General features: G+C 63.5%; 14 protein-coding genes. All 14 read left to right on the top strand.

The genetic code is table 11. The features are described from left to right. Positions 1-402 precede the first annotated feature (402 nt). The 14 genes from RCI06_RS09100 (at position 403) to tuf (ending at position 19,180) form a co-directional block, all read left to right on the top strand. Positions 403-624 (top strand): DUF951 domain-containing protein, encoded by a 222-nt coding sequence (locus tag RCI06_RS09100; RefSeq protein WP_101549272.1) that lies wholly within the window; start codon positions 403-405, stop codon positions 622-624. 47 nt (positions 625-671) lie between these two features. Continuing rightward, positions 672-1,748, top strand: a complete 1,077-nt coding sequence (gene prfA / locus RCI06_RS09095) for a peptide chain release factor 1 (protein WP_121586963.1) — start codon at positions 672-674, stop codon at positions 1,746-1,748. Between the two features lie 21 nt (positions 1,749-1,769). Beyond that, on the top strand, positions 1,770-2,798 hold the full coding sequence (locus RCI06_RS09090; protein WP_256153175.1) for an L-threonylcarbamoyladenylate synthase: 1,029 nt from the start codon (positions 1,770-1,772) through the stop codon (positions 2,796-2,798). Between the two features lie 17 nt (positions 2,799-2,815). Beyond that, positions 2,816-3,568, top strand: coding sequence for a dephospho-CoA kinase (gene coaE, locus RCI06_RS09085; RefSeq protein WP_306575683.1), 753 nt, complete (start codon positions 2,816-2,818; stop codon positions 3,566-3,568). 130 nt (positions 3,569-3,698) lie between these two features. After that, positions 3,699-4,157, top strand: a complete 459-nt coding sequence (locus tag RCI06_RS09080; RefSeq protein ID WP_101549279.1) for a lytic transglycosylase domain-containing protein — start codon at positions 3,699-3,701, stop codon at positions 4,155-4,157. Between the two features lie 81 nt (positions 4,158-4,238). Next, complete coding sequence (locus RCI06_RS09075; RefSeq protein ID WP_306575680.1) at positions 4,239-5,648, top strand: aminopeptidase; 1,410 nt, start codon at positions 4,239-4,241, stop codon at positions 5,646-5,648. Positions 5,649-5,737: 89 nt separating this feature from the next. Further along, the gene (locus RCI06_RS09070) at positions 5,738-6,049 is read left to right on the top strand and encodes a LysO family transporter (RefSeq protein WP_121586960.1); all 312 of its coding nucleotides are present in this window, start codon (positions 5,738-5,740) and stop codon (positions 6,047-6,049) included. Beyond that, positions 6,046-6,645, top strand: coding sequence for a lysine exporter LysO family protein (locus RCI06_RS09065; protein WP_101549286.1), 600 nt, complete (start codon positions 6,046-6,048; stop codon positions 6,643-6,645). Before RCI06_RS09070 ends, RCI06_RS09065 begins: the two co-directional genes overlap by 4 nt. A gap of 410 nt (positions 6,646-7,055) precedes the next feature. Further along, complete coding sequence (gene rpoB / locus RCI06_RS09060; protein WP_101549288.1) at positions 7,056-10,814, top strand: DNA-directed RNA polymerase subunit beta; 3,759 nt, start codon at positions 7,056-7,058, stop codon at positions 10,812-10,814. A gap of 58 nt (positions 10,815-10,872) precedes the next feature. After that, the gene (gene rpoC, locus RCI06_RS09055; RefSeq protein WP_101549290.1) at positions 10,873-14,457 is read left to right on the top strand and encodes a DNA-directed RNA polymerase subunit beta'; all 3,585 of its coding nucleotides are present in this window, start codon (positions 10,873-10,875) and stop codon (positions 14,455-14,457) included. 177 nt (positions 14,458-14,634) lie between these two features. Beyond that, complete coding sequence (rpsL, locus tag RCI06_RS09050) at positions 14,635-15,060, top strand: 30S ribosomal protein S12 (protein WP_121586959.1); 426 nt, start codon at positions 14,635-14,637, stop codon at positions 15,058-15,060. Between the two features lie 129 nt (positions 15,061-15,189). Next, entirely contained in the window at positions 15,190-15,660 is a 471-nt protein-coding gene (gene rpsG / locus RCI06_RS09045) for a 30S ribosomal protein S7 (RefSeq protein WP_172439157.1), read from the top strand. A gap of 113 nt (positions 15,661-15,773) precedes the next feature. Beyond that, positions 15,774-17,858: an elongation factor G gene (fusA, locus tag RCI06_RS09040; protein WP_101549296.1), complete on the top strand. Its 2,085-nt coding sequence runs from the start codon at positions 15,774-15,776 to the stop codon at positions 17,856-17,858. A 119-nt stretch (positions 17,859-17,977) separates the two neighbouring features. Further along, positions 17,978-19,180 (top strand): elongation factor Tu, encoded by a 1,203-nt coding sequence (gene tuf, locus RCI06_RS09035; RefSeq protein ID WP_101549297.1) that lies wholly within the window; start codon positions 17,978-17,980, stop codon positions 19,178-19,180. The last annotated feature ends 107 nt before the right edge of the window (positions 19,181-19,287 follow it).

Here is a 19,287-nt window from a genome sequence, read left to right as displayed (position 1 = left end):
GGGATGCTGTACACCCGTCCGTTCATCCGTGGCAGGGCGCCGCCGACTTTGGCCGCAGGCCAACCGGAGGCGGCGCTGGGGGTCAAGGGGGCGCAGCCCCCTGCGGCTTCTTTCCCCCATTTCTTGTACGGACAAGAAATGGGGCCGCCTGCCGGGGCGGGACCCGGCAGTTCCGCCGCTCCCCGAGCGGCAAATCTAATACCGCCGTCGGTCGACCACCGACAAACTGTGCCGCTCGCTGAGCGGCAAACCTGAAACAGCCGTCGGCCGGCCACCGACATACTCCTCCGCCCGTGGGCGGAAAAAAGGAAAATTCACAACTCGCGCCTTGCGTTAGAAATAGTTCTTCTGTATAATAATAGATTGTAGTATTCCAAGGAAACGTGTCGGGAGGCGGGTAGAATGGATATCCAGATCGGCGATGTGCTCATCATGAAAAAACCGCACCCCTGCGGGGAAAACCGCTTCACGGTGGGCCGTGTGGGGATGGATTTCCGCATCCGCTGCGTCGGCTGCGGGCGCGAGGTGATGGTGCCGCGCGCCAAGGTGGAAAAGAACATCAAAAAGGTTTTGCGCGGCGAAACCGAGCTCGGGCGGGAGGAACTCAAAATCCGGCATTTGTAGCGGCCTTTCCCATCCGCTGAAAAGAGAAACACACAGGAGGGAACGGCATGTTTGACAAACTGGATTCGGTGGCGGCGCGCTTCGAGGAGCTCGGGATGCGCCTGATGGAACCGAACGTGACGAGCGACCCGGCGCGGTATACCGAGCTGATGAAGGAGTACCGGCGGCTGGAGCCGATCGTTGAAAAATACCGCGAATACAAATCCGCCAAAGAGGCCTTTGACGAGGCGAAGGAGATGCTCGACGAGGGGGGCCTCGACCCCGAGATGCGCGCGCTCGCGCAGGAGCAGTACGACGAGAACCGCGAGGTGATCGAGTCCGCGTCGCAGGAGCTGAAAATCCTGCTGCTGCCGCGCGACCCGAACGACGACAAGAACGTCATCGTGGAGATCCGCGGCGGCGCGGGCGGCGAGGAGGCGGCCCTCTTCGCGGGGGTGCTCTACCGCATGTATACGATGTACGCGGAGTCGCGCGGCTGGCAGTGCGAGGTGCTCGGCGCCAACGAGACCGAGCTGGGCGGCTTTAAGGAGATCAGTTTTTCGATCAGCGGCGAGGGCGCCTACTCCCGCCTCAAATATGAAAGCGGCGTCCACCGGGTGCAGCGGGTGCCCGAGACGGAGACGCAGGGGCGCATCCACACCTCGACGGTGACCGTCGCGGTGCTGCCCGAGGCGGAGGAGGTCGACTTCGAGCTCGACCCCAGGGATTTGCAGATCGACGTGTTCCGTTCGTCGGGCGCGGGCGGCCAGCACGTCAACAAGACCTCCTCGGCCATCCGCGTGACCCACCTGCCCACCGGCATGGTGGTCGAGTGCCAGGACGAGCGCAGCCAGTATAAGAATAAGGACAAGGCGCTCAAGGTCCTGCGCTCCCGCCTGCTGGACCAGAAGGTGCGGGAGCAGAACGACCAGATCGCCTCCGAGCGCCGCTCGCAGGTAGGCACGGGGGACCGTTCGGAGCGCATCCGCACCTACAACTATCCGCAGGGCCGGGTGACCGACCACCGCATCGGGCTGACCCTCTACAAGCTCGACGCGATCCTCGACGGCGCGCTCGACGAGCTGCTCGACGCGCTGATGACCCACGATCAGGCGCAGAAGCTGCAGGCCGCGCAGGAGGAATGAACCGATTTTGGAGATGAAACCTTGCAGACAAAACTTCTGAAAATCACCGATATCAGCCGCGATTCCGCGGCGCTCGACGAGGCGGCCGCGCTGCTGAGGCAGGGGAAGCTCGTCGCCATCCCGACCGAGACGGTCTACGGGCTTGCGGCAAACGCCCTCGACCCTGCCGCCGCGAAGGCGATCTACGCGGCCAAGGGCCGCCCGAGCGACAACCCGCTCATCGTGCACGTCTCCTCGCTGGAGGAGGTCGCGCCGCTCGTTCGCGAGCTGCCCGCCGCGCTCGAACGGCTCGCCGGGCGGTTCTGGCCGGGGCCGATGACGGTCATCCTGCCGAAATCCGGCCGCGTGCCGAAGGAGACGTCGGGCGGGCTCGACACGGTGGCGGTCCGCATGCCCGCCCACCCGGTCGCGCGGGAGCTCATCCGCCGCGCGGGGGTCCCGCTCGCGGCGCCGTCGGCGAACCTTTCCGGCTCGCCCAGCCCCACCTGCGCGCGGCACTGCGTCGACGATTTGACCGGCCGGGTGGACGCGATCGTCGACGGCGGGGAGTGCGACGTGGGGGTGGAATCGACCGTGCTCACGCTGTGCACCGACCCGCCGCGGGTGCTCCGCCCCGGCGCGGTGACGCTTGAAATGCTGCGGGAGGTGCTGCCGGACATCGAATACGACCCGGGCGTCTTCGAGCACCTGCCCGACGACCGAAAGGTCGCCTCGCCCGGCATGAAGTACAGGCACTATTCCCCCAAGGCGCGGGTCGTGCTCGTGCGCGGGAGCCTCGGGCAGTTCAAACGGTTCATCGCGGCGCAGAAGCACGCGTTCGGCATCCTCTGCTTCGAGGGGGAGGAAAAACACTTCACACAAAAATGTATTACCTACGGCGCGGAAAGCGACCCCGCATCCCAGGCGCACCGGCTGTTCGACGCGCTGCGGGAGGTCGACCGCGACGGGCTGACGCTCGTATACACCAGGGTATCTGACGACGAAGGAATTGGACAGGCTGTGTACAACCGGCTGCTGCGCGCGGCCGGGTTCGACGAGGTTCTACTATAGGGAAGGCGGGAAACGTTTTGAAAAGTCAGAATACCATGATCATCGGCCTGACGGGGCAGACGGGCGCGGGCAAATCCACGCTGAGCGGGATGTTCGCCGGGCGCGGCGTGCCGGTCATCAACGCGGACGCGGTGGCGCGGGAGACGATGGAGCACAGCCGGGCGTGCCTGATGGACCTCGTGCTCGAGTTCTCCACCGAGGTCATCCACCCCGACGCGACCCTCAACCGGGAAAAGCTGGCGGAGATCTGCTTTTCCGACCGCGCCAAATTAAAACGCCTCAATGAGATCACCTATCCATACATTATCGCGGCGATCATGCGTAAAATAGAGGAGATCAGCGCGTCGGGCGCGCCGATGCTGCTGCTCGACGCGCCGACCCTTTTCGAGTCGGGGCTCGATAAAAAATGCGACTGGATCGTGGCGGTGACCGCCGACCGGGAGGTCCGCCTGCGCCGCATCATCGCGCGGGACGTGATGACCGAGGAGGCGGCCGAACGCCGCGTGAGCGCCCAGAACCGCGACGGGTTCTATACCTCGCGCGCGGACGATATACTGACCAATGACGGGGACCAAGACGAGCTGCGCCTCGCCTTTTCGGAGCTCTATGCCCGCCTGGAAAGGCTGGCGGCGGACGGTGCGGGGCGCCGGGCGCGCGCCGCGGAACCGGAGGCCGTGCCCGCGGACGGATCCGGCGCGGAGACGGAGGCGGACGGCGGGGAGGACCCCGACGACGGCGGCTTTGAGGAGCTGACCGGGACGGACGAATGAACGGAGGGGAGCGGACATCAGACGCGCTGTCAAACTGGGCTTTGAACTGCTGCTGCTCCTGCTGGCGGTGTGGGGGGCGGCAGGTCTCGCGAAATACGGCTTCGACCGCTACTACCATGGCGCCTACCCGATGAAATACACCGAGCTGATCGACGCGGCCTGCGAGGAGAAGGGCCTTGACCGCGCGCTCGTCTACGCGGTGGTGCGCACCGAGAGCGGCTTCGACCCGAGGGCGCGGTCAAATGTGGGCGCGCAGGGGCTCATGCAACTCATGCCCGACGCGTTCGACTGGGTGCAGATGCGCAAGGGGGGCGGCGAAGCCCCGAAGGGGGAGGACTGCTTCGATCCGGCGACCAACATCGAATACGGCACGTCGATGCTGCGCATCCTGCTCGACGAGTTCGGCACGGTGGAAAACGTCCTCTGCGCCTACCACGCGGGCTGGGGCAGCGCCAAGCAGTGGCTGGGCGACCCCGCCCACGCGCCCGACGGCGAGCACATCACCGACATCCCCTTCGACGACACCCGCGCCTATGTGGCGAAGGTGAAAAAGACGATGGAGGTCTACCGGAGACTCTATGATCTGTAAGAACAGCCGCCGCGCGTTCCGCGCCCGGCGGCCGGTTTTTGCGGCGGCAATAGAAATCACACTACAGGAGGTTTTACAGCTATGGATAAAGAGAACAGGACCGCGGGCGAGCTGCTGCAGGAGAAGCTCTGCATCAACCGCAGGAACATCGGGCTGACCGCGACCGACGGGGAGGAAGCGGCGGCGCAGGCGTTCTGCGAGCCCTACAAGCAGTTCCTCGACGCCTGCAAGACCGAGCGCGAGGCGGTCACCTACATCGTGGCCAGGGCGCAGGCGGCGGGCTACAAGCCCTTCGATCCCAAGGAGGTCTATCTGCCGGGCGACCGGGTCTACTACAACAACCGCGGCAAGGCGGTCATCCTCTCGACGATCGGCACCCGCCCGATGTCCGACGGGGTGCGCATCATGGCCAGCCACATCGATTCCCCCCGCCTCGACCTCAAGCCCAACCCGCTCTATGAGGAGGCGCAGCTCGCCCTCTTCAAGACCCACTACTACGGCGGCATCAAAAAGTACCAGTGGGGCGCGATCCCGCTGGCGCTGCACGGCGTCATCGTCAAGAAGAACGGCGAGACGATCACCTGCGCGATCGGCGAGGCCGAGGACGACCCCGTCTTCACCGTGACCGACCTGCTGCCCCACCTCGCGCAGGAGCAGATGAAGCGCACCCTCGCCGAGGGGCTCAAGGGGGAGGAGCTCAACGTGCTCGTCGGCTGCCGCCCCTTCAAGGACGACAAGGTGAGCGAGAAGGTGAAGCTCAACATCATCCGCCTGCTCAACGAGAAGTACGGCGTCGTCGAGGAGGACTTCCTCTCCGCCGAGCTGACCGCGGTGCCGCAGTTTAAGGCCCGCGACGTCGGGCTCGACCGCTCGATGGTCGGCTCCTACGGCCACGACGACCGCGTCTGCGCCTACACCTCGCTGATGGCCGAGCTCGAGGCCGAAAGCCCCGCATACACGACCGTCACCGTCTTCACCGACAAGGAGGAGACCGGCTCGGACGGCAACACCGGCCTCAACTCCAACTACCTCAAGTACTTCATCAAGGACCTCGCCGGGATGCATGGGCTCTCGGGCCGCGAGGTGCTCTCGAAATCCACCTGCCTGTCGGCGGACGTGAACGCCGCCTACGATCCGACCTTCGGCGACACGCTGGAAAAGCGCAACTGCGCCTACCTCAACCAGGGCGTCGTCGTGACCCAGTACACCGGCGCGCGCGGCAAGAGCGGCACGAGCCAGGCGTCCGCCGAGTTCATGGCCGAGATCCGCAACCTGCTCGACGACGCGAAGGTCGTCTGGCAGACGGGCGAGCTCGGCAAGGTCGATCTGGGCGGCGGCGGCACCGTCGCGATGTATATCGCGGCGCTCAACGTCGACGTGGTCGACGTGGGCGTGCCGGTGCTCTCGATGCACGCCCCCTTCGAGGTCGTCTCCAAGCAGGACGTCTACCAGACCTACCGCGCCTTCCGGGCGTATATCGCCGCGAAATAGCGGGCCCCGTTCCCGCCGCCCGCAGCCGCGGGCGGCGGCCTCCCGGCCGCCGGAGAGCGGCAGATTTTCCAACAGTCAGGATGGTTCGTTTGTTTGACTTCTTAGGTCCCTTTTCGCTGATCGTCTACTTCGCGGTCGGCATCATCATCGGCGTGACAATTTTCCCGCTCAGGTGGCTTCGGCTCAACGGCTGGCTTCAGACGGCGGGCATCGCGCTCACCCTCTTTTCAATGGGCGCGTCGATGGCGGGCAGCCCCACCTTCCTCACCGACCTGCGCACGGCGGGCGTGCGCGCCTTTCTTTTCGCGGCGGTGACGATCGCGGGCTCGGTGCTGCTGGTCTACATACTCTCCCGGATCACCCTGCCGCGGCAGGTGCGGAAAAAGGAGGATGCGGAATGATCCTCTTCGCGCTCGGCAGCCTTCTGCTCGGCATCCTGTGCGGGTACTTCCTCTTTCCGCCCGAGGCGGTCCCGGTGATGGACAGGCTCATGTCCTATGCGCTCATGCTGCTGCTCCTCTCGGTCGGCATCGAGGTGGGCACCAACAAGACGGTCTTCCGCAAGATCCGCGAATACAACGTGCGCATCCTCGTCATCCCCTTCGGGGTGGCGGTCGGCTCGATCGCGGGCGGGCTGCTGCTCGGCTTTTTCCTCGGCATGCCGGTGAACGAGAGCGCGGCCGTCTCCTCCGGGTTCGGCTTCTACAGCGTGTCGGCGGTCATCCTGCGGGGGCTCGGCGGCGCGCAGCTCGGGACGGTCGCGTTCATGACCAACGTCCTGCGGGAGCTGATGGCCTTTCTGATGATCCCCTTCGTGGCGCGGCATTTCGGGCGCTACGCGGCGGTCGCGCCGTCGGGCGCGACCGCGATGGACACCACCCTGCCGGTGATCGCGCGGGCGACCGACGACGAGACGGCGCTGATCGCGGTGATCTCGGGCGTGGTGCTCACGGCGCTCGTGCCGGTGCTCGTGCCGCTCCTCTACAACCTGCTCTAATCGAAAACAGCCGCCCGGAGGGCGGCTGTTTTCAGTCATAAAACGGGGGAGGGTAAGCGTTTTTCCGGCCGCGGTGCCGGATCATCAAAAAAACCGGCCCAATCGGGCCGGTTTTTTGTCGGATTGGAGCATACGGTTTTTCTTGACAGGATTGACCGGATGTGGTAAACTAATATACTGTATCAAAATGGCTATTTCTGCGGAGATTTAAAAAAATTATAGCACGTTTCGACAGATTTGGCAATAGTGATCTGCAAAATTTACGGGAGATTCTTTAAAATCCTGTCTGTTTTGCACAACATTGTGGATAGATATCTCTGGCGCCGGTGCCGGGCGCGGCGGATCGTGCGTCCCGGGTCGCAAAAAAATTTTCCGGGGCGTAAATCAGAAGAATGGAGTGAGCAAAGCCTATGGTGAATGTCAAGCCAGTAACGCAGGGCAAAACGACTCGTATGAGTTTCGCGCACATCGACGAGGTTCTGCAGATGCCGAACCTGATCGAGGTGCAGAAGAACTCCTACCAGTGGTTCCTTGACGAGGGGCTCAAAGAGGTGTTCAAGGACGTCTCGCCGATTACCGATTATCAGGACAACCTGGTGCTCGATTTCATCGACTATCGTCTGGACGACAAGCCGAAGTACACCATCGAGGAGTGCAAGGAGCGCGACGCGACCTATGCGGCTCCCCTGCGTGTGCGCGCGAGCCTGCTCAACAAGGAGACCGGCGAGGTCAAAGAGCAGGATATTTTCATGGGCGATTTCCCGCTGATGACGGAGAGCGGCACCTTCATCATCAACGGCGCGGAACGTGTCATCGTTTCGCAGCTGGTCCGTTCGCCGGGCGTCTACTACGGCGCGGCGCACGACAAGAGCGGCAAAGAGCTCTACAGCGCCACCGTCATCCCCAACCGCGGCGCGTGGCTGGAATATGAGACCGACTCCAACGATGTCTTCTACGTCCGCATCGACAAAAACCGCAAGCTGCCGGTGACCACCTTCATCCGCGCGCTCGGCCTGGGCTCCAACGAGCAGATCATCGAGTTCTTCGGCGACGACGAGCGGGTGATGGCGACGCTTGAGAAGGACCCCACCGCCAACACCGAGGAGGCGCTGCTCGAGGTCTACCGCAAGCTGCGCCCCGGCGAGCCGCCGACGGTCGATTCGGCCCAGAGCCACATCGACGCGCTCTTCTTCGATCCCCGCCGGTACGACCTGTCCAAGGTCGGCCGCTACAAGTATAACAAAAAGCTGTCCCTGCCGCCGCGCATTTTGGGCAACACCCTCTCGCGCCCGGTGGCGGACCCGATGACCGGCGAGCTGATCGCGGACGCCGGCGCGGTGATCTCCCGCGAGCTGGCCGAGCGGATCGGCCGCAGCGGCGCGGACACCGTCTACCTGAGCCTCGGCGAGGACCGCGAGCTCAAGGTCATCTCCAACGGCATGGTCGACATCAAGGATTTCGTGTCCTTCGACTGCGCGCCTCTCGGCATCAACGAGAAGGTACGCTTTGCCGTGCTGCGCGAGATCCTCGAGCAGAGCGAGGGGGAGGACGCCCTCCGGGAGGCGATCGCCTCCCGCCGCGACGAGCTCATCCCCAAGCACATCATCAAGGACGACATCTTCGCCTCGATCAACTACCTGTGCGGGCTCGGCCACGCCATCGGTACGGTGGACGACATCGACCACCTCGGCAACCGCCGCATCCGCTCGGTCGGCGAGCTGCTCCAGAACCAGTTCCGCATCGGCTTTTCCCGCATGGAGCGCGTCATCCGCGAGCGGATGGCGACCCAGGCGCAGGACATGGACGTCGTGACCCCGCAGGCGCTCATCAACATCCGCCCGGTCGTGGCCTCGATCAAGGAGTTCTTCGGCTCCTCGCCGCTCTCCCAGTTCATGGACCAGACCAACCCCCTCGCGGAGCTCACCCACAAGCGCCGCCTGTCGGCGCTCGGACCCGGCGGCCTCTCCCGTGACCGCGCTGGATTCGAGGTCCGCGACGTGCACTACAGCCACTACGGCCGCATGTGCCCGATCGAGACCCCTGAGGGCCCGAACATCGGACTGATCTCCTACCTCGCGACCTTCGCGAAGATCAACGAATACGGCTTCATCGAGGCGCCCTACCGCCGCGTCGACAAGGAGACGGGTGTGGTGCTCGACGAGGTCGAGTATATGACCGCCGACATCGAGGATATGTATATCGTGGCGCAGGCCAACGAGCCGCTCACCGACGACCACAAGTTCGCCAACGAGAAGGTCAGCGTCCGCTACCGCGACGCGGTCATGGTCTGCGAGCGCGAGAAGGTCGACTATATGGACGTCTCGCCGAAGATGGTCGTCTCGGTCGCGACGGCGATGATCCCCTTCCTCGAGAACGACGACGCCAACCGCGCGCTGATGGGCGCGAACATGCAGCGCCAGGCGGTGCCTCTGCTCGTGCCGGAGGCGCCCATCGTGGCGACGGGCATGGAGTACAAATCCGCCGTCGACTCGGGCGTCGCGGTCGTCTCCAAGCACGCGGGCGTCGTGGACGCGGTGTCGGCCAACGAGGTCGTCATCCGCGACAGCGACGGCGAGCGCCATCCCTACCATCTGATTAAGTTTATGCGTTCCAACCAGGGGACATGCATCAACCAGCGCCCCATCGTCGCGAAGGGGGAGCAAATCGAGGTCGGCCAGGTCATCGCGGACGGCCCGTCCACCGCGGGCGGCGAGATCAGCCTCGGGCGCAACATGCTCGTCGGCTTCATGACCTGGGAGGGCTACAACTACGAGGACGCGGTGCTCATCAACGAGCGCCTTGTCAAGGACGATATCTACACCTCGATCCACATCGAGGAATATGAGATCGAGTCCCGCGACACCAAGCTGGGACCCGAGGAGATCACCCGCGACATCCCCAACGTCGGCGACGACGCGCTCAAGGAGCTCGACGAACGCGGCATCATCCGCGTGGGCGCCGAGGTGCGCGCCGGCGACATCCTCGTGGGCAAGGTCACGCCCAAGGGCGAGACCGAGCTCAACGCGGAGGAGCGCCTGCTGCGCGCGATCTTCGGCGAGAAGGCGCGCGAGGTGCGCGACACCTCCCTGCGCGTGCCGCACGGCGAATACGGCATCATCGTGGACGTGAAGGTCTTCACCCGCGAAAACTGCGACGAGCTCTCGCCGGGCGTCAACATGGTGGTCCGCTGCTACATCGCCCAGAAGAGAAAGATCTCGGTCGGCGACAAGATGGCCGGACGCCACGGCAACAAGGGCGTCGTCTCCCGGGTGCTGCCGCAGGAGGATATGCCCTACCTGCCGGACGGCCGCCCGCTCGACATCGTCTTGAATCCCCTGGGCGTCCCGAGCCGCATGAACATCGGGCAGGTGCTCGAGGTCCATCTCGGGCGCGCGGCGGCCGAGCTTGGCTGGAAGGTCATGACCCCCGTCTTCGACGGCGCGAACGAGAACGACATCGCCGACTGCCTCGAGCAGGCGGGGCTGCCGCGGGACGGCAAGACCTGGCTGCACGACGGGCGCACGGGCGAGCTGTTCGACCATCCGGTCACCGTCGGCTATATGTACTACCTCAAGCTCCACCACCTGGTCGACGACAAGATCCACGCCCGCTCCACCGGCCCCTACAGCCTCGTGACCCAGCAGCCGCTGGGCGGCAAGGCGCAGTTCGGCGGCCAGCGCTTCGGCGAGATGGAGGTGTGGGCGCTGGAGGCCTACGGCGCCGCCTACACCCTGCAGGAGATCCTGACGGTCAAGTCGGACGACGTGGTCGGCCGCGTCAAGACCTTCGAGGCGATCGTCAAGGGCAAGAACGTGCCGAAGCCGGGCATCCCGGAATCGTTCAAGGTGCTCATCAAGGAACTCCAGTCGCTCGGCCTGGACGTGCGCGTGCTGGATAAGGACGATCAGGAGATCGACCTCAAGCAGACGTTCGACGACGACGAAAATATGGGGCTGACCCCTGTGGATGACTCGCTGATGGACGGCGTCGAAGTGGCCTCCGAATTCGAGGACGGCTTCGACATCGAGCATCCGGACACGGAGGGCGAACCTGAGGGAGACATCGACCTGCTCGATGTGGACCTGGGGGACGCGGACCTCGAAGAGAGCTTCGACCCGATCGAGGCGCTCGGCCTGGACGGCATCGCGAGTGAGGACGACAGTTTCTGAGACGCGCATAACAGAATCACCGGCGTGTCCACACTGATTAGAAGAGAGGGGTTCGCATTTGGAATTCAACGTTTTTGAATCGATAAAAATCGGACTGGCGTCGCCCGAACTGATCCGCGAGTGGTCGTGGGGCGAGGTCAAGAAGCCCGAAACCATCAATTACCGCACCCTCAAGCCGGAACGGGAAGGCCTTTTCTGCGAAAAGATCTTTGGACCGACCAAGGACTGGGAGTGTTACTGCGGGCGCTATAAGCGCATCCGCTATAAGGGCAAGGTGTGCGAGCGCTGCGGCGTCGAGGTCACCCGCGCCAAGGTCCGCCGCGAGCGCATGGGCCACATCGAGCTGGCCGCGCCCGTCAGCCACATCTGGTATTTCAAGGGGACCAGCTCCCGCATGGGGCTCCTCCTAAACATGTCCCCCCGCCTGCTCGAGAAGGTGCTCTACTTCGCGTCCTACGTGGTGATCGACCCCGGCATCACGAACCTCAAGAAGTACACGCTCCTCTCCGAGAAGGAATACCGCGACCTCAAGGAGGCCTACGAGGACGATTTCCGCGCCGGCATGGGCGCGGAGGCGATCAAGGAGCTGCTCGCCGAGATCGACCTCGACCAGCTCTCCGACGAGCTCAAGACCGAGCTCGAGACCGCCGCCGGCCAGAAGCGCGTCAAGCTCTTAAAGCGCCTCGAGGTGGTCGAGGCGTTCCGCCAGAGCCACAACCGCCCCGAGTGGATGATCCTCGACGTGATCCCCGTGATCCCGCCCGACATCCGCCCGATGGTCCAGCTCGACGGCGGCCGCTTCGCGACGAGCGACTTAAACGACCTCTACCGCCGCGTCATCAACCGCAACAACCGCCTGAAGAAGCTGCTCGAGCTCGGCGCGCCCGACATCATCGTGCGCAACGAGAAGCGGATGCTCCAGGAGGCGGTCGACGCGCTCATCGACAACGGCCGCCGCGGCCGTCCCGTCACCGGGCCGAACAACCGCCCGCTCAAATCCCTCTCCGACATGCTCAAGGGCAAACAGGGCCGTTTCCGCCAGAACCTCCTCGGCAAGCGCGTCGACTATTCGGGCCGTTCGGTCATCGTCGTCGGGCCGGAGCTGCGGATGTACCAGTGCGGCCTGCCCAAGGAGATGGCGCTCGAGCTCTTCAAGCCCTTCGTCATGAAGCGGCTGGTCGACCTCAAGGTCGCCACCAACATCAAAAACGCCCGTAAGATGGTCGAGCGCGCCACCGTCAAGGACGTGTGGGACGCGCTGGAGGTGGTCATCAAGGACCACCCCGTGCTCCTCAACCGCGCCCCGACCCTCCACCGCCTGGGCATCCAGGCGTTCGAGCCGGTCCTCGTCGAGGGCCGCGCGCTCAAGCTCCACCCGCTCGTCTGCACCGCCTACAACGCCGACTTCGACGGCGACCAGATGGCCGTGCACGTCCCGCTTTCGGCGGAGGCGCAGGCGGAGGCCCGCTTCCTCATGCTCGCCGCCAACAACCTCCTCAAGCCCTCCGACGGCAAGCCCGTCACCGTCCCGACCCAGGACATGGTGCTCGGCTCCTACTACCTGACGATGGTGCGCGACGACGAGCCGGGCGCGGGCAAGGTTTTCCGCGACTTCAACGAGGCCACCATGGCCTACCAGGCGGGCGTCGTCGGCCTGCACGCGCCGATCAGGGTGCGCATCACCAAGCAGGTGGGCGACGAGCGCATCTCCCACATCGTCGACACGACGGTCGGCCGCATCATCTTCAACGACCCCATCCCGCAGGACCTCGGCTACGTCGACCGCACCGATCCGGACCACGTCTTCGACCTCGAGATCGGCTTCCTCGTCCGCAAGAAGGAGCTCGGGAAGATCATCGACCGCTGCATCCACACCTACGGCACCGCCAAGACCTCCGAGATGCTCGACCGCATCAAGGCGCAGGGCTTCAAGTACTCCACCAAGGGCGCGATCACCGTTTCGGTCTCCGACGCGGTCATCCCGCCCGAGAAGGCGCAGTACATCGCCGAGGCGGATAAGAAGGTCGACGCGATCAAGCGCCAGTACGACCGCGGCTTCATTTCGGACGACGTGCGTTACGAGCGGGTCGTCTCGACGTGGAACGAGTGCTCCGCGAAGGTCAAGGACGCGCTCCAGAAGACCTTCGACGAGCGCAACCCCATCTTCATGATGGCGGACTCGGGCGCCCGCGGCTCGATGGACCAGATCCGCCAGCTCGCCGGTATGCGCGGCCTGATCGCCAACACCTCCGGGCGCGCGATCGAAATCCCGATCAAGGCGAACTACCGCGAGGGCCTGAACATCCTGGAATACTTCAACTCCTCCCGAGGCGCCCGCAAGGGCCTGGCCGACACGGCGCTGCGCACCGCGGACTCGGGCTACCTGACCCGCCGCCTCGTCGACGTCTCGCAGGACGTCATCATCCGCGAGCACGACTGCGGCACCCACGAGGGCATCGTCGTCTGCGACATCGTCGACAGCGGCCGCGTCATCGAGGATATGTGCGAGCGCCTGATCGGCCGCTACGTGGCCGACGACCTCGTCGATCCCAGGACGGGCGAGGTGCTCGTCACCCGCGACCGCATGATGACCGAGGCGGACGCCCGGCGCATCCGCGACGCGGGCTTCACCGAGGTGAAGATCCGCACCCCCCTCAACTGCGAGGCGAAGATCGGCGTCTGCGCCAAATGCTACGGCGCCAACCTCGCGAACGGCCAGCCGGTCGGCGTGGGCGAGGCGGTCGGCATTATCGCGGCGCAGTCGATCGGCGAGCCGGGCACCCAGCTGACGATGCGTACCTTCCACACGGGCGGCATCGCGTCGGCGGCGGACATCACCCAGGGCCTTCCGCGCGTCGAGGAGCTGTTCGAGGCCCGCAAGCCGAAGAACAGCGCGGTCATCTCCCACCTCGACGGCGTCGTCTCGTTCGAGAAGGACCAGAAGGGCGGCGACTTCGTCGTCGTCACCGCCGACGACGGCGAGCGGTTCGAGCGGCAGATCGTCTACGGCTCCACCCTGCGCGTGTCGGAGGGCGACCGGGTCGTGAAGGGCGAGCAGATCACCGAAGGCGCGGTCGAGCCCAACGAGATCCTCACAGTCTCCGGGCACCTGGCGGTGCAGGACTACCTAATCAAGGAGGTCCAGCGCACCTACCGGACGCAGGGCGTCGACATCAACGACAAGCACATCGAGGTCATCGTCCGCCAGATGATGCGCAAGGTGAAGATCGACGACGGCGGCGACACCGCGCTGATCACCGGCTCGAACATCGACAAGACCGAGCTTGCCCGCATCAACGCGGAACTCGACGCGCGGTGCGCGGAGGAGGGCTGCGAATGCCGCCACGCCACCGGCATCCCGGTGCTGCTGGGCATCACCAAGGCGTCGCTCGCCACCGAGAGCTTCATGTCGGCGGCCTCCTTCCAGGAGACGACCCGTGTGCTGACCGAGGCGGCCATCAAGGGCAAGGTCGACAAGCTCCAGGGCCTCAAGGAGAACGTCATCATCGGCAAGCTGGTGCCGGCGGGCACGGGCACGGTCGATTACGACGAGCTCGAGGTGATGAACACCGCGGAGGGACACGTCGACCGCAGCGACTACGATTTCATCGGGTCTCTGAGCGACGACATGCAGACCGTCTGACCGGGCTTGTGAGTTCCTCTGAAATTTTCAAAAATCTTTCGTACGTATTGACAAGATGCGAGCGGAAGAGCTATAATTAAAAACTGTGAGATTGACCCATTTACCAGATTTCACCGGGGCGGAGCGCCAGCTTCGCCCCGTGGAAATAAAGTCTATTATTATGTAAGGAGGTGCAATATGCCAACCTTTAACCAGCTCGTTCGTAAGGGTAGAGAGGTTACCGCAAAGAAATCCACGGCTCCTGCGCTGCTGAAAGGATGGAACGCCAAGAAACGCGTCGCCATCGATCAGACTTCTCCGCAGAAGCGCGGCGTCTGCACGGCGATCCGTACTTCGACCCCGAAAAAACCGAACTCTGCGCTGCGGAAAGTCGCCAGGGTCAGGCTGTCCAACGGATTTGAGGTTACGTCCTACATTCCGGGTATCGGCCACAACCTTCAGGAACACAGCGTGGTGCTGATCCGTGGCGGACGTGTCAAGGATCTGCCTGGCGTTCGTTACCACATCGTTCGTGGTACGCTCGACGCGCAAGGTGTCGCGAAGAGGATGCAGGCCCGTTCCAAGTACGGTGCGAAGCGTCCGAAGGCTGGTGCCAAGAAGTAATAAAACAACTGATAATCTGCCAGTTTCAGGCTAACATATAGATGTGTGCAGCCGGGATTGGCACGAACGGGAGTTTTGTCACTTTCGAGTACCAATGATTTCATACTAATTATGAAGGAGGGAAGCGAAGTGCCAAGAAGAGGTCAAATTGCAAAACGTGACGTTTTGCCTGACCCGCTGTACAATTCCAAGCTGGTGACACGCCTGATCAACAACATCATGTATGACGGCAAAAAGGGCGTGGCGCAGAAGATTGTATACGGTGCATTCGACATTGTCAAGGAAAAGACCGGCAAAGACCCGCTGGAGGCGTTCGAGCAGTCGATGGAAAACATCATGCCCGTGCTGGAGGTCAAGGCCCGCCGTGTCGGCGGCGCGACTTACCAGGTGCCTATGGAGGTCCGTCCGGAGCGCCGCCAGACCCTGGGCCTGCGGTGGCTCTGCACCTATTCGCGCAACCGCGGCGAGAAGACCATGAGAGAGCGCCTTGCCGGCGAGATCATGGATTCTCTCAACCAGCAGGGCGGCGCGGTCAAGAAACGCGAGGATACCCACAAGATGGCCGAAGCCAACAAGGCGTTCGCACATTATCGCTGGTAATCCGCTTTCTTTGCGCGGCCGCGTGAGCGGCGGCGCGGAGTATTTTATTTCGTTCCCCGGCGGCGTCAGCATCAGCTGTTCCGGCGTCGGAAAGCAAATTAAGGGAGGACACTATGCCTAGAGACGTATCTCTGGAATTAACCCGCAACATTGGCATAATGGCCCACATTGACGCCGGCAAGACGACGACCACCGAGCGTATCCTGTACTACACAGGCATCAACCACAAGATCGGTGAGACCCACGAGGGCACGGCGACAATGGACTGGATGGCGCAGGAGCAGGAGCGTGGCATCACGATCACCTCCGCCGCGACCACCTGTTATTGGAAGGACCACCGCATCAATATCATCGACACCCCCGGACACGTGGACTTCACCGTCGAGGTCGAGCGCTCGCTGAAAGTGCTCGACGGCTCGGTGACCGTATTCTGCGCCAAGGGCGGCGTCGAGCCGCAGTCGGAAACGGTGTGGCGCCAGGCGAACAAATACCATGTCCCGCGCATGGGATATGTCAATAAGATGGACATCATGGGTGCGGATTTCTACCGCGTCATCGACATGATGCGCCAGCGCCTCAAATGCAACGCCGTCCCGATCCAGCTCCCGATCGGCGCGGAGACCTGGTTCAAGGGCATCATCGATCTTGTCGAGATGAGGGCCGACGTCTATTACGACGACCTCGGAAAGGACATGCGTGTCGAGGAGATCCCCGAGGACATGCGCGAGAAGGCGGAGCAGTACCGCGAGGAGTTGCTCGAGCACCTCTCCGAGTGTGACGAGGCGTTCATGGAGAAATACCTCGCGGGCGAGGAGATCACCACCGACGAGATCAAGGCGGTGATCCGCAAGTCCACCATCGCCAACACGATGGTCCCCGTCTGCTGCGGCACCTCCTATAAGAACAAGGGCGTCCAGAAGCTGCTCGACGCGATCGTCGACTACATGCCGGCTCCGACCGACATCGAGAACGTGAAGGGCACCAACCCGGAGACCGACCAGGAGGAGGAGCGCAAGGTCAGCGACAACGAGCCGTTCTCCGCGCTCGCTTTCAAGATCGCGACCGACCCCTATGTCGGCAAGCTCTGCTTCTTCCGCGTCTATTCCGGCACGCTGGCGGCCGGCTCGGGCGTCTACAACCCGAACAAGGACGCCACCGAGCGCATTGGGCGCATCCTGCAGATGCACGCCAACCACCGGAAGGACCTTGAGGTCTGCTACTGCGGCGACATCGCCGCGGCGGTCGGGCTCAAGAACACCACCACGGGCGACACGCTCTGCGATCCCAAACACCCGATCATCCTCGAGTCGATGGAGTTCCCCGAGCCGGTCATCAACCTGGCGATCGAGCCGAAGACCAAGGCCGGCCAGGAGAAGATGGCGATCGGCCTGGGCAAATTGGCCGAGGAGGACCCCACCTTCCGCACCTACACCGACCAGGAGACCGGCCAGACGATCATCGCGGGCATGGGCGAGCTCCATCTGGAGATCATCGTCGACCGCCTGCTGAGGGAATTCAAGGTCGAGGCGAACGTCGGCAAGCCGCAGGTCGCCTACAAGGAGACCATCCGCAAGATGGCCGACGTCGACCACAAATATGCGCGCCAGTCGGGCGGTAAGGGCCAGTACGGCCACGTCAAGATCCGCATCGAACCCAACGAGAGCGGCAAGGGCTACGAGTTCGTCAACGCGATCGTGGGCGGCGCCATCCCGAAGGAATACATCGGTCCGATCGACCAGGGTATTCAGGGCGCGATGCAGGCGGGCGTGCTCGCCGGCTATCCGGTCGTCGACGTGAAGGTCACGCTGTACGACGGCTCCTACCACGAGGTCGACTCCTCCGAAATGGCGTTTAAGATCGCCGCTTCGATGGCGTTCAAGATGGCCATGCAGAAGGCCGACCCGGTCCTGCTCGAACCGATCATGAAGGTCTCCGTCACCACGCCGGAGGACTACATGGGCGACGTCATCGGCGACCTGAACAGCCGCCGCGGACAGATCCAGGGCATGGACGCCGTCTTCGGCGCGCAGGAGATCCGGGCGTTCGTCCCGCTCTCCGAGATGTCCGGCTACTCCAACGACCTGCGTTCCAAGACGCAGGGCCGCGGCAACTATGTCATGGAGCCCAGCCACTACATCGAGGTTCCGAAGTCGATCGCGGAAGGAATTATGTCCTCCAGGGGCAAAAAAGCCGAATAAGACTTGCTTTTTCCCCTGCGAATTGGTAGAATACAAGCATCAGGCCCGGCGGACTACCAGCGCCGGCACAGGAATATCCCCGTGAATAAAATTCTTGATCATAAGGGAGGAAATTTTCGATGGCAAAGGCACATTTTGAAAGAAACAAGCCCCATGTCAACATTGGTACGATCGGACACGTCGACCACGGCAAGACCACGCTGACCGCGGCGATCACCAAGGTTCTCGCGATGAAGGGCCAGGCCCAGTTCGAAGCGTATGACATGATCGATAAGGCCCCTGAAGAGAGGGAGCGCGGCATCACCATCAACACCGCGCACGTTGAGTACGAGACCGACAAGCGCCACTACGCGCATGTCGACTGCCCGGGACATGCCGACTACGTCAAGAACATGATCACCGGCGCCGCGCAGATGGACGGCGCGATCCTCGTCGTCTCCTCCGCCGACGGCCCGATGCCCCAGACCCGTGAGCACATCCTGCTCGCCCGTCAGGTCGGTGTTCCCTACATCGTCGTCTATATGAACAAGGTCGACCAGGTCGACGATCCCGAGCTGCTCGAGCTCGTCGAGATGGAAATCCGTGAGCTGCTCTCCAGCTACGACTTCCCCGGCGACGACATCCCCATCATCAAGGGCTCCGCGCTGCAGGCCCTCGAGTGCACCAGCACCGACCCGAGCGCGCCCGAGTATGCCAGCATCCTCGAGCTCATGGACGCTGTCGACGAGTATATCCCGACTCCGGAGCGCAAGGCCGACCTGCCGTTCCTGATGCCCGTTGAGGACGTCTTCACCATCACCGGCCGCGGCACCGTCGCCACCGGCCGTGTCGAGCGTGGCCAGCTGAAGACTGGCGACGAGGTCGAGATCGTCGGTCTTTCCGACGAGAAGAAGAAGACCGTCGTTACCGGCATCGAGATGTTCCGCAAGATCCTCGACTACGCCGAGGCCGGCGACAACATCGGCGCCCTGCTCCGCGGCATTCAGCGCACCGAGATCGAGCGCGGCCAGGTTCTCTGCAAACCCGGCTCGATCCATCCGTACACCAAGTTCCGCGGCCAGGTCTACATCCTGAAAAAGGAAGAGGGCGGCCGTCACACCCCGTTCTTCAACAACTATCGTCCGCAGTTCTATTTCCGTACCACCGACGTGACCGGCGTCGTCTCCCTGCCTGAGGGCATCGAGATGTGCATGCCTGGCGACAACGTCGAGATGGACGTTGAGCTGATCACCGAGATCGCGATCGAGGAAGGCCTCCGCTTCGCGATTCGTGAGGGCGGCCGTACCGTTGGTTCGGGCGTTGTCATCAAGATCAACGAATAAGATCCCATAAAGAAGCGGGCGGCCCCCCCCGGGGGCGGGGGGTTTTGTTTTGGGTGGGTTGGTGACAGGCGCCCCGCCCCACACACCGAGCGCGGGGGGGGGGGTGT

It is taken from the genome of Anaerotruncus massiliensis (ex Togo et al. 2026) (genome assembly GCF_030825285.1).
Classification (GTDB): Bacteria; Bacillota; Clostridia; order Oscillospirales; family Ruminococcaceae; genus Anaerotruncus; species Anaerotruncus massiliensis.
This window is presented reverse-complemented; position numbering and strand designations above follow the sequence as displayed.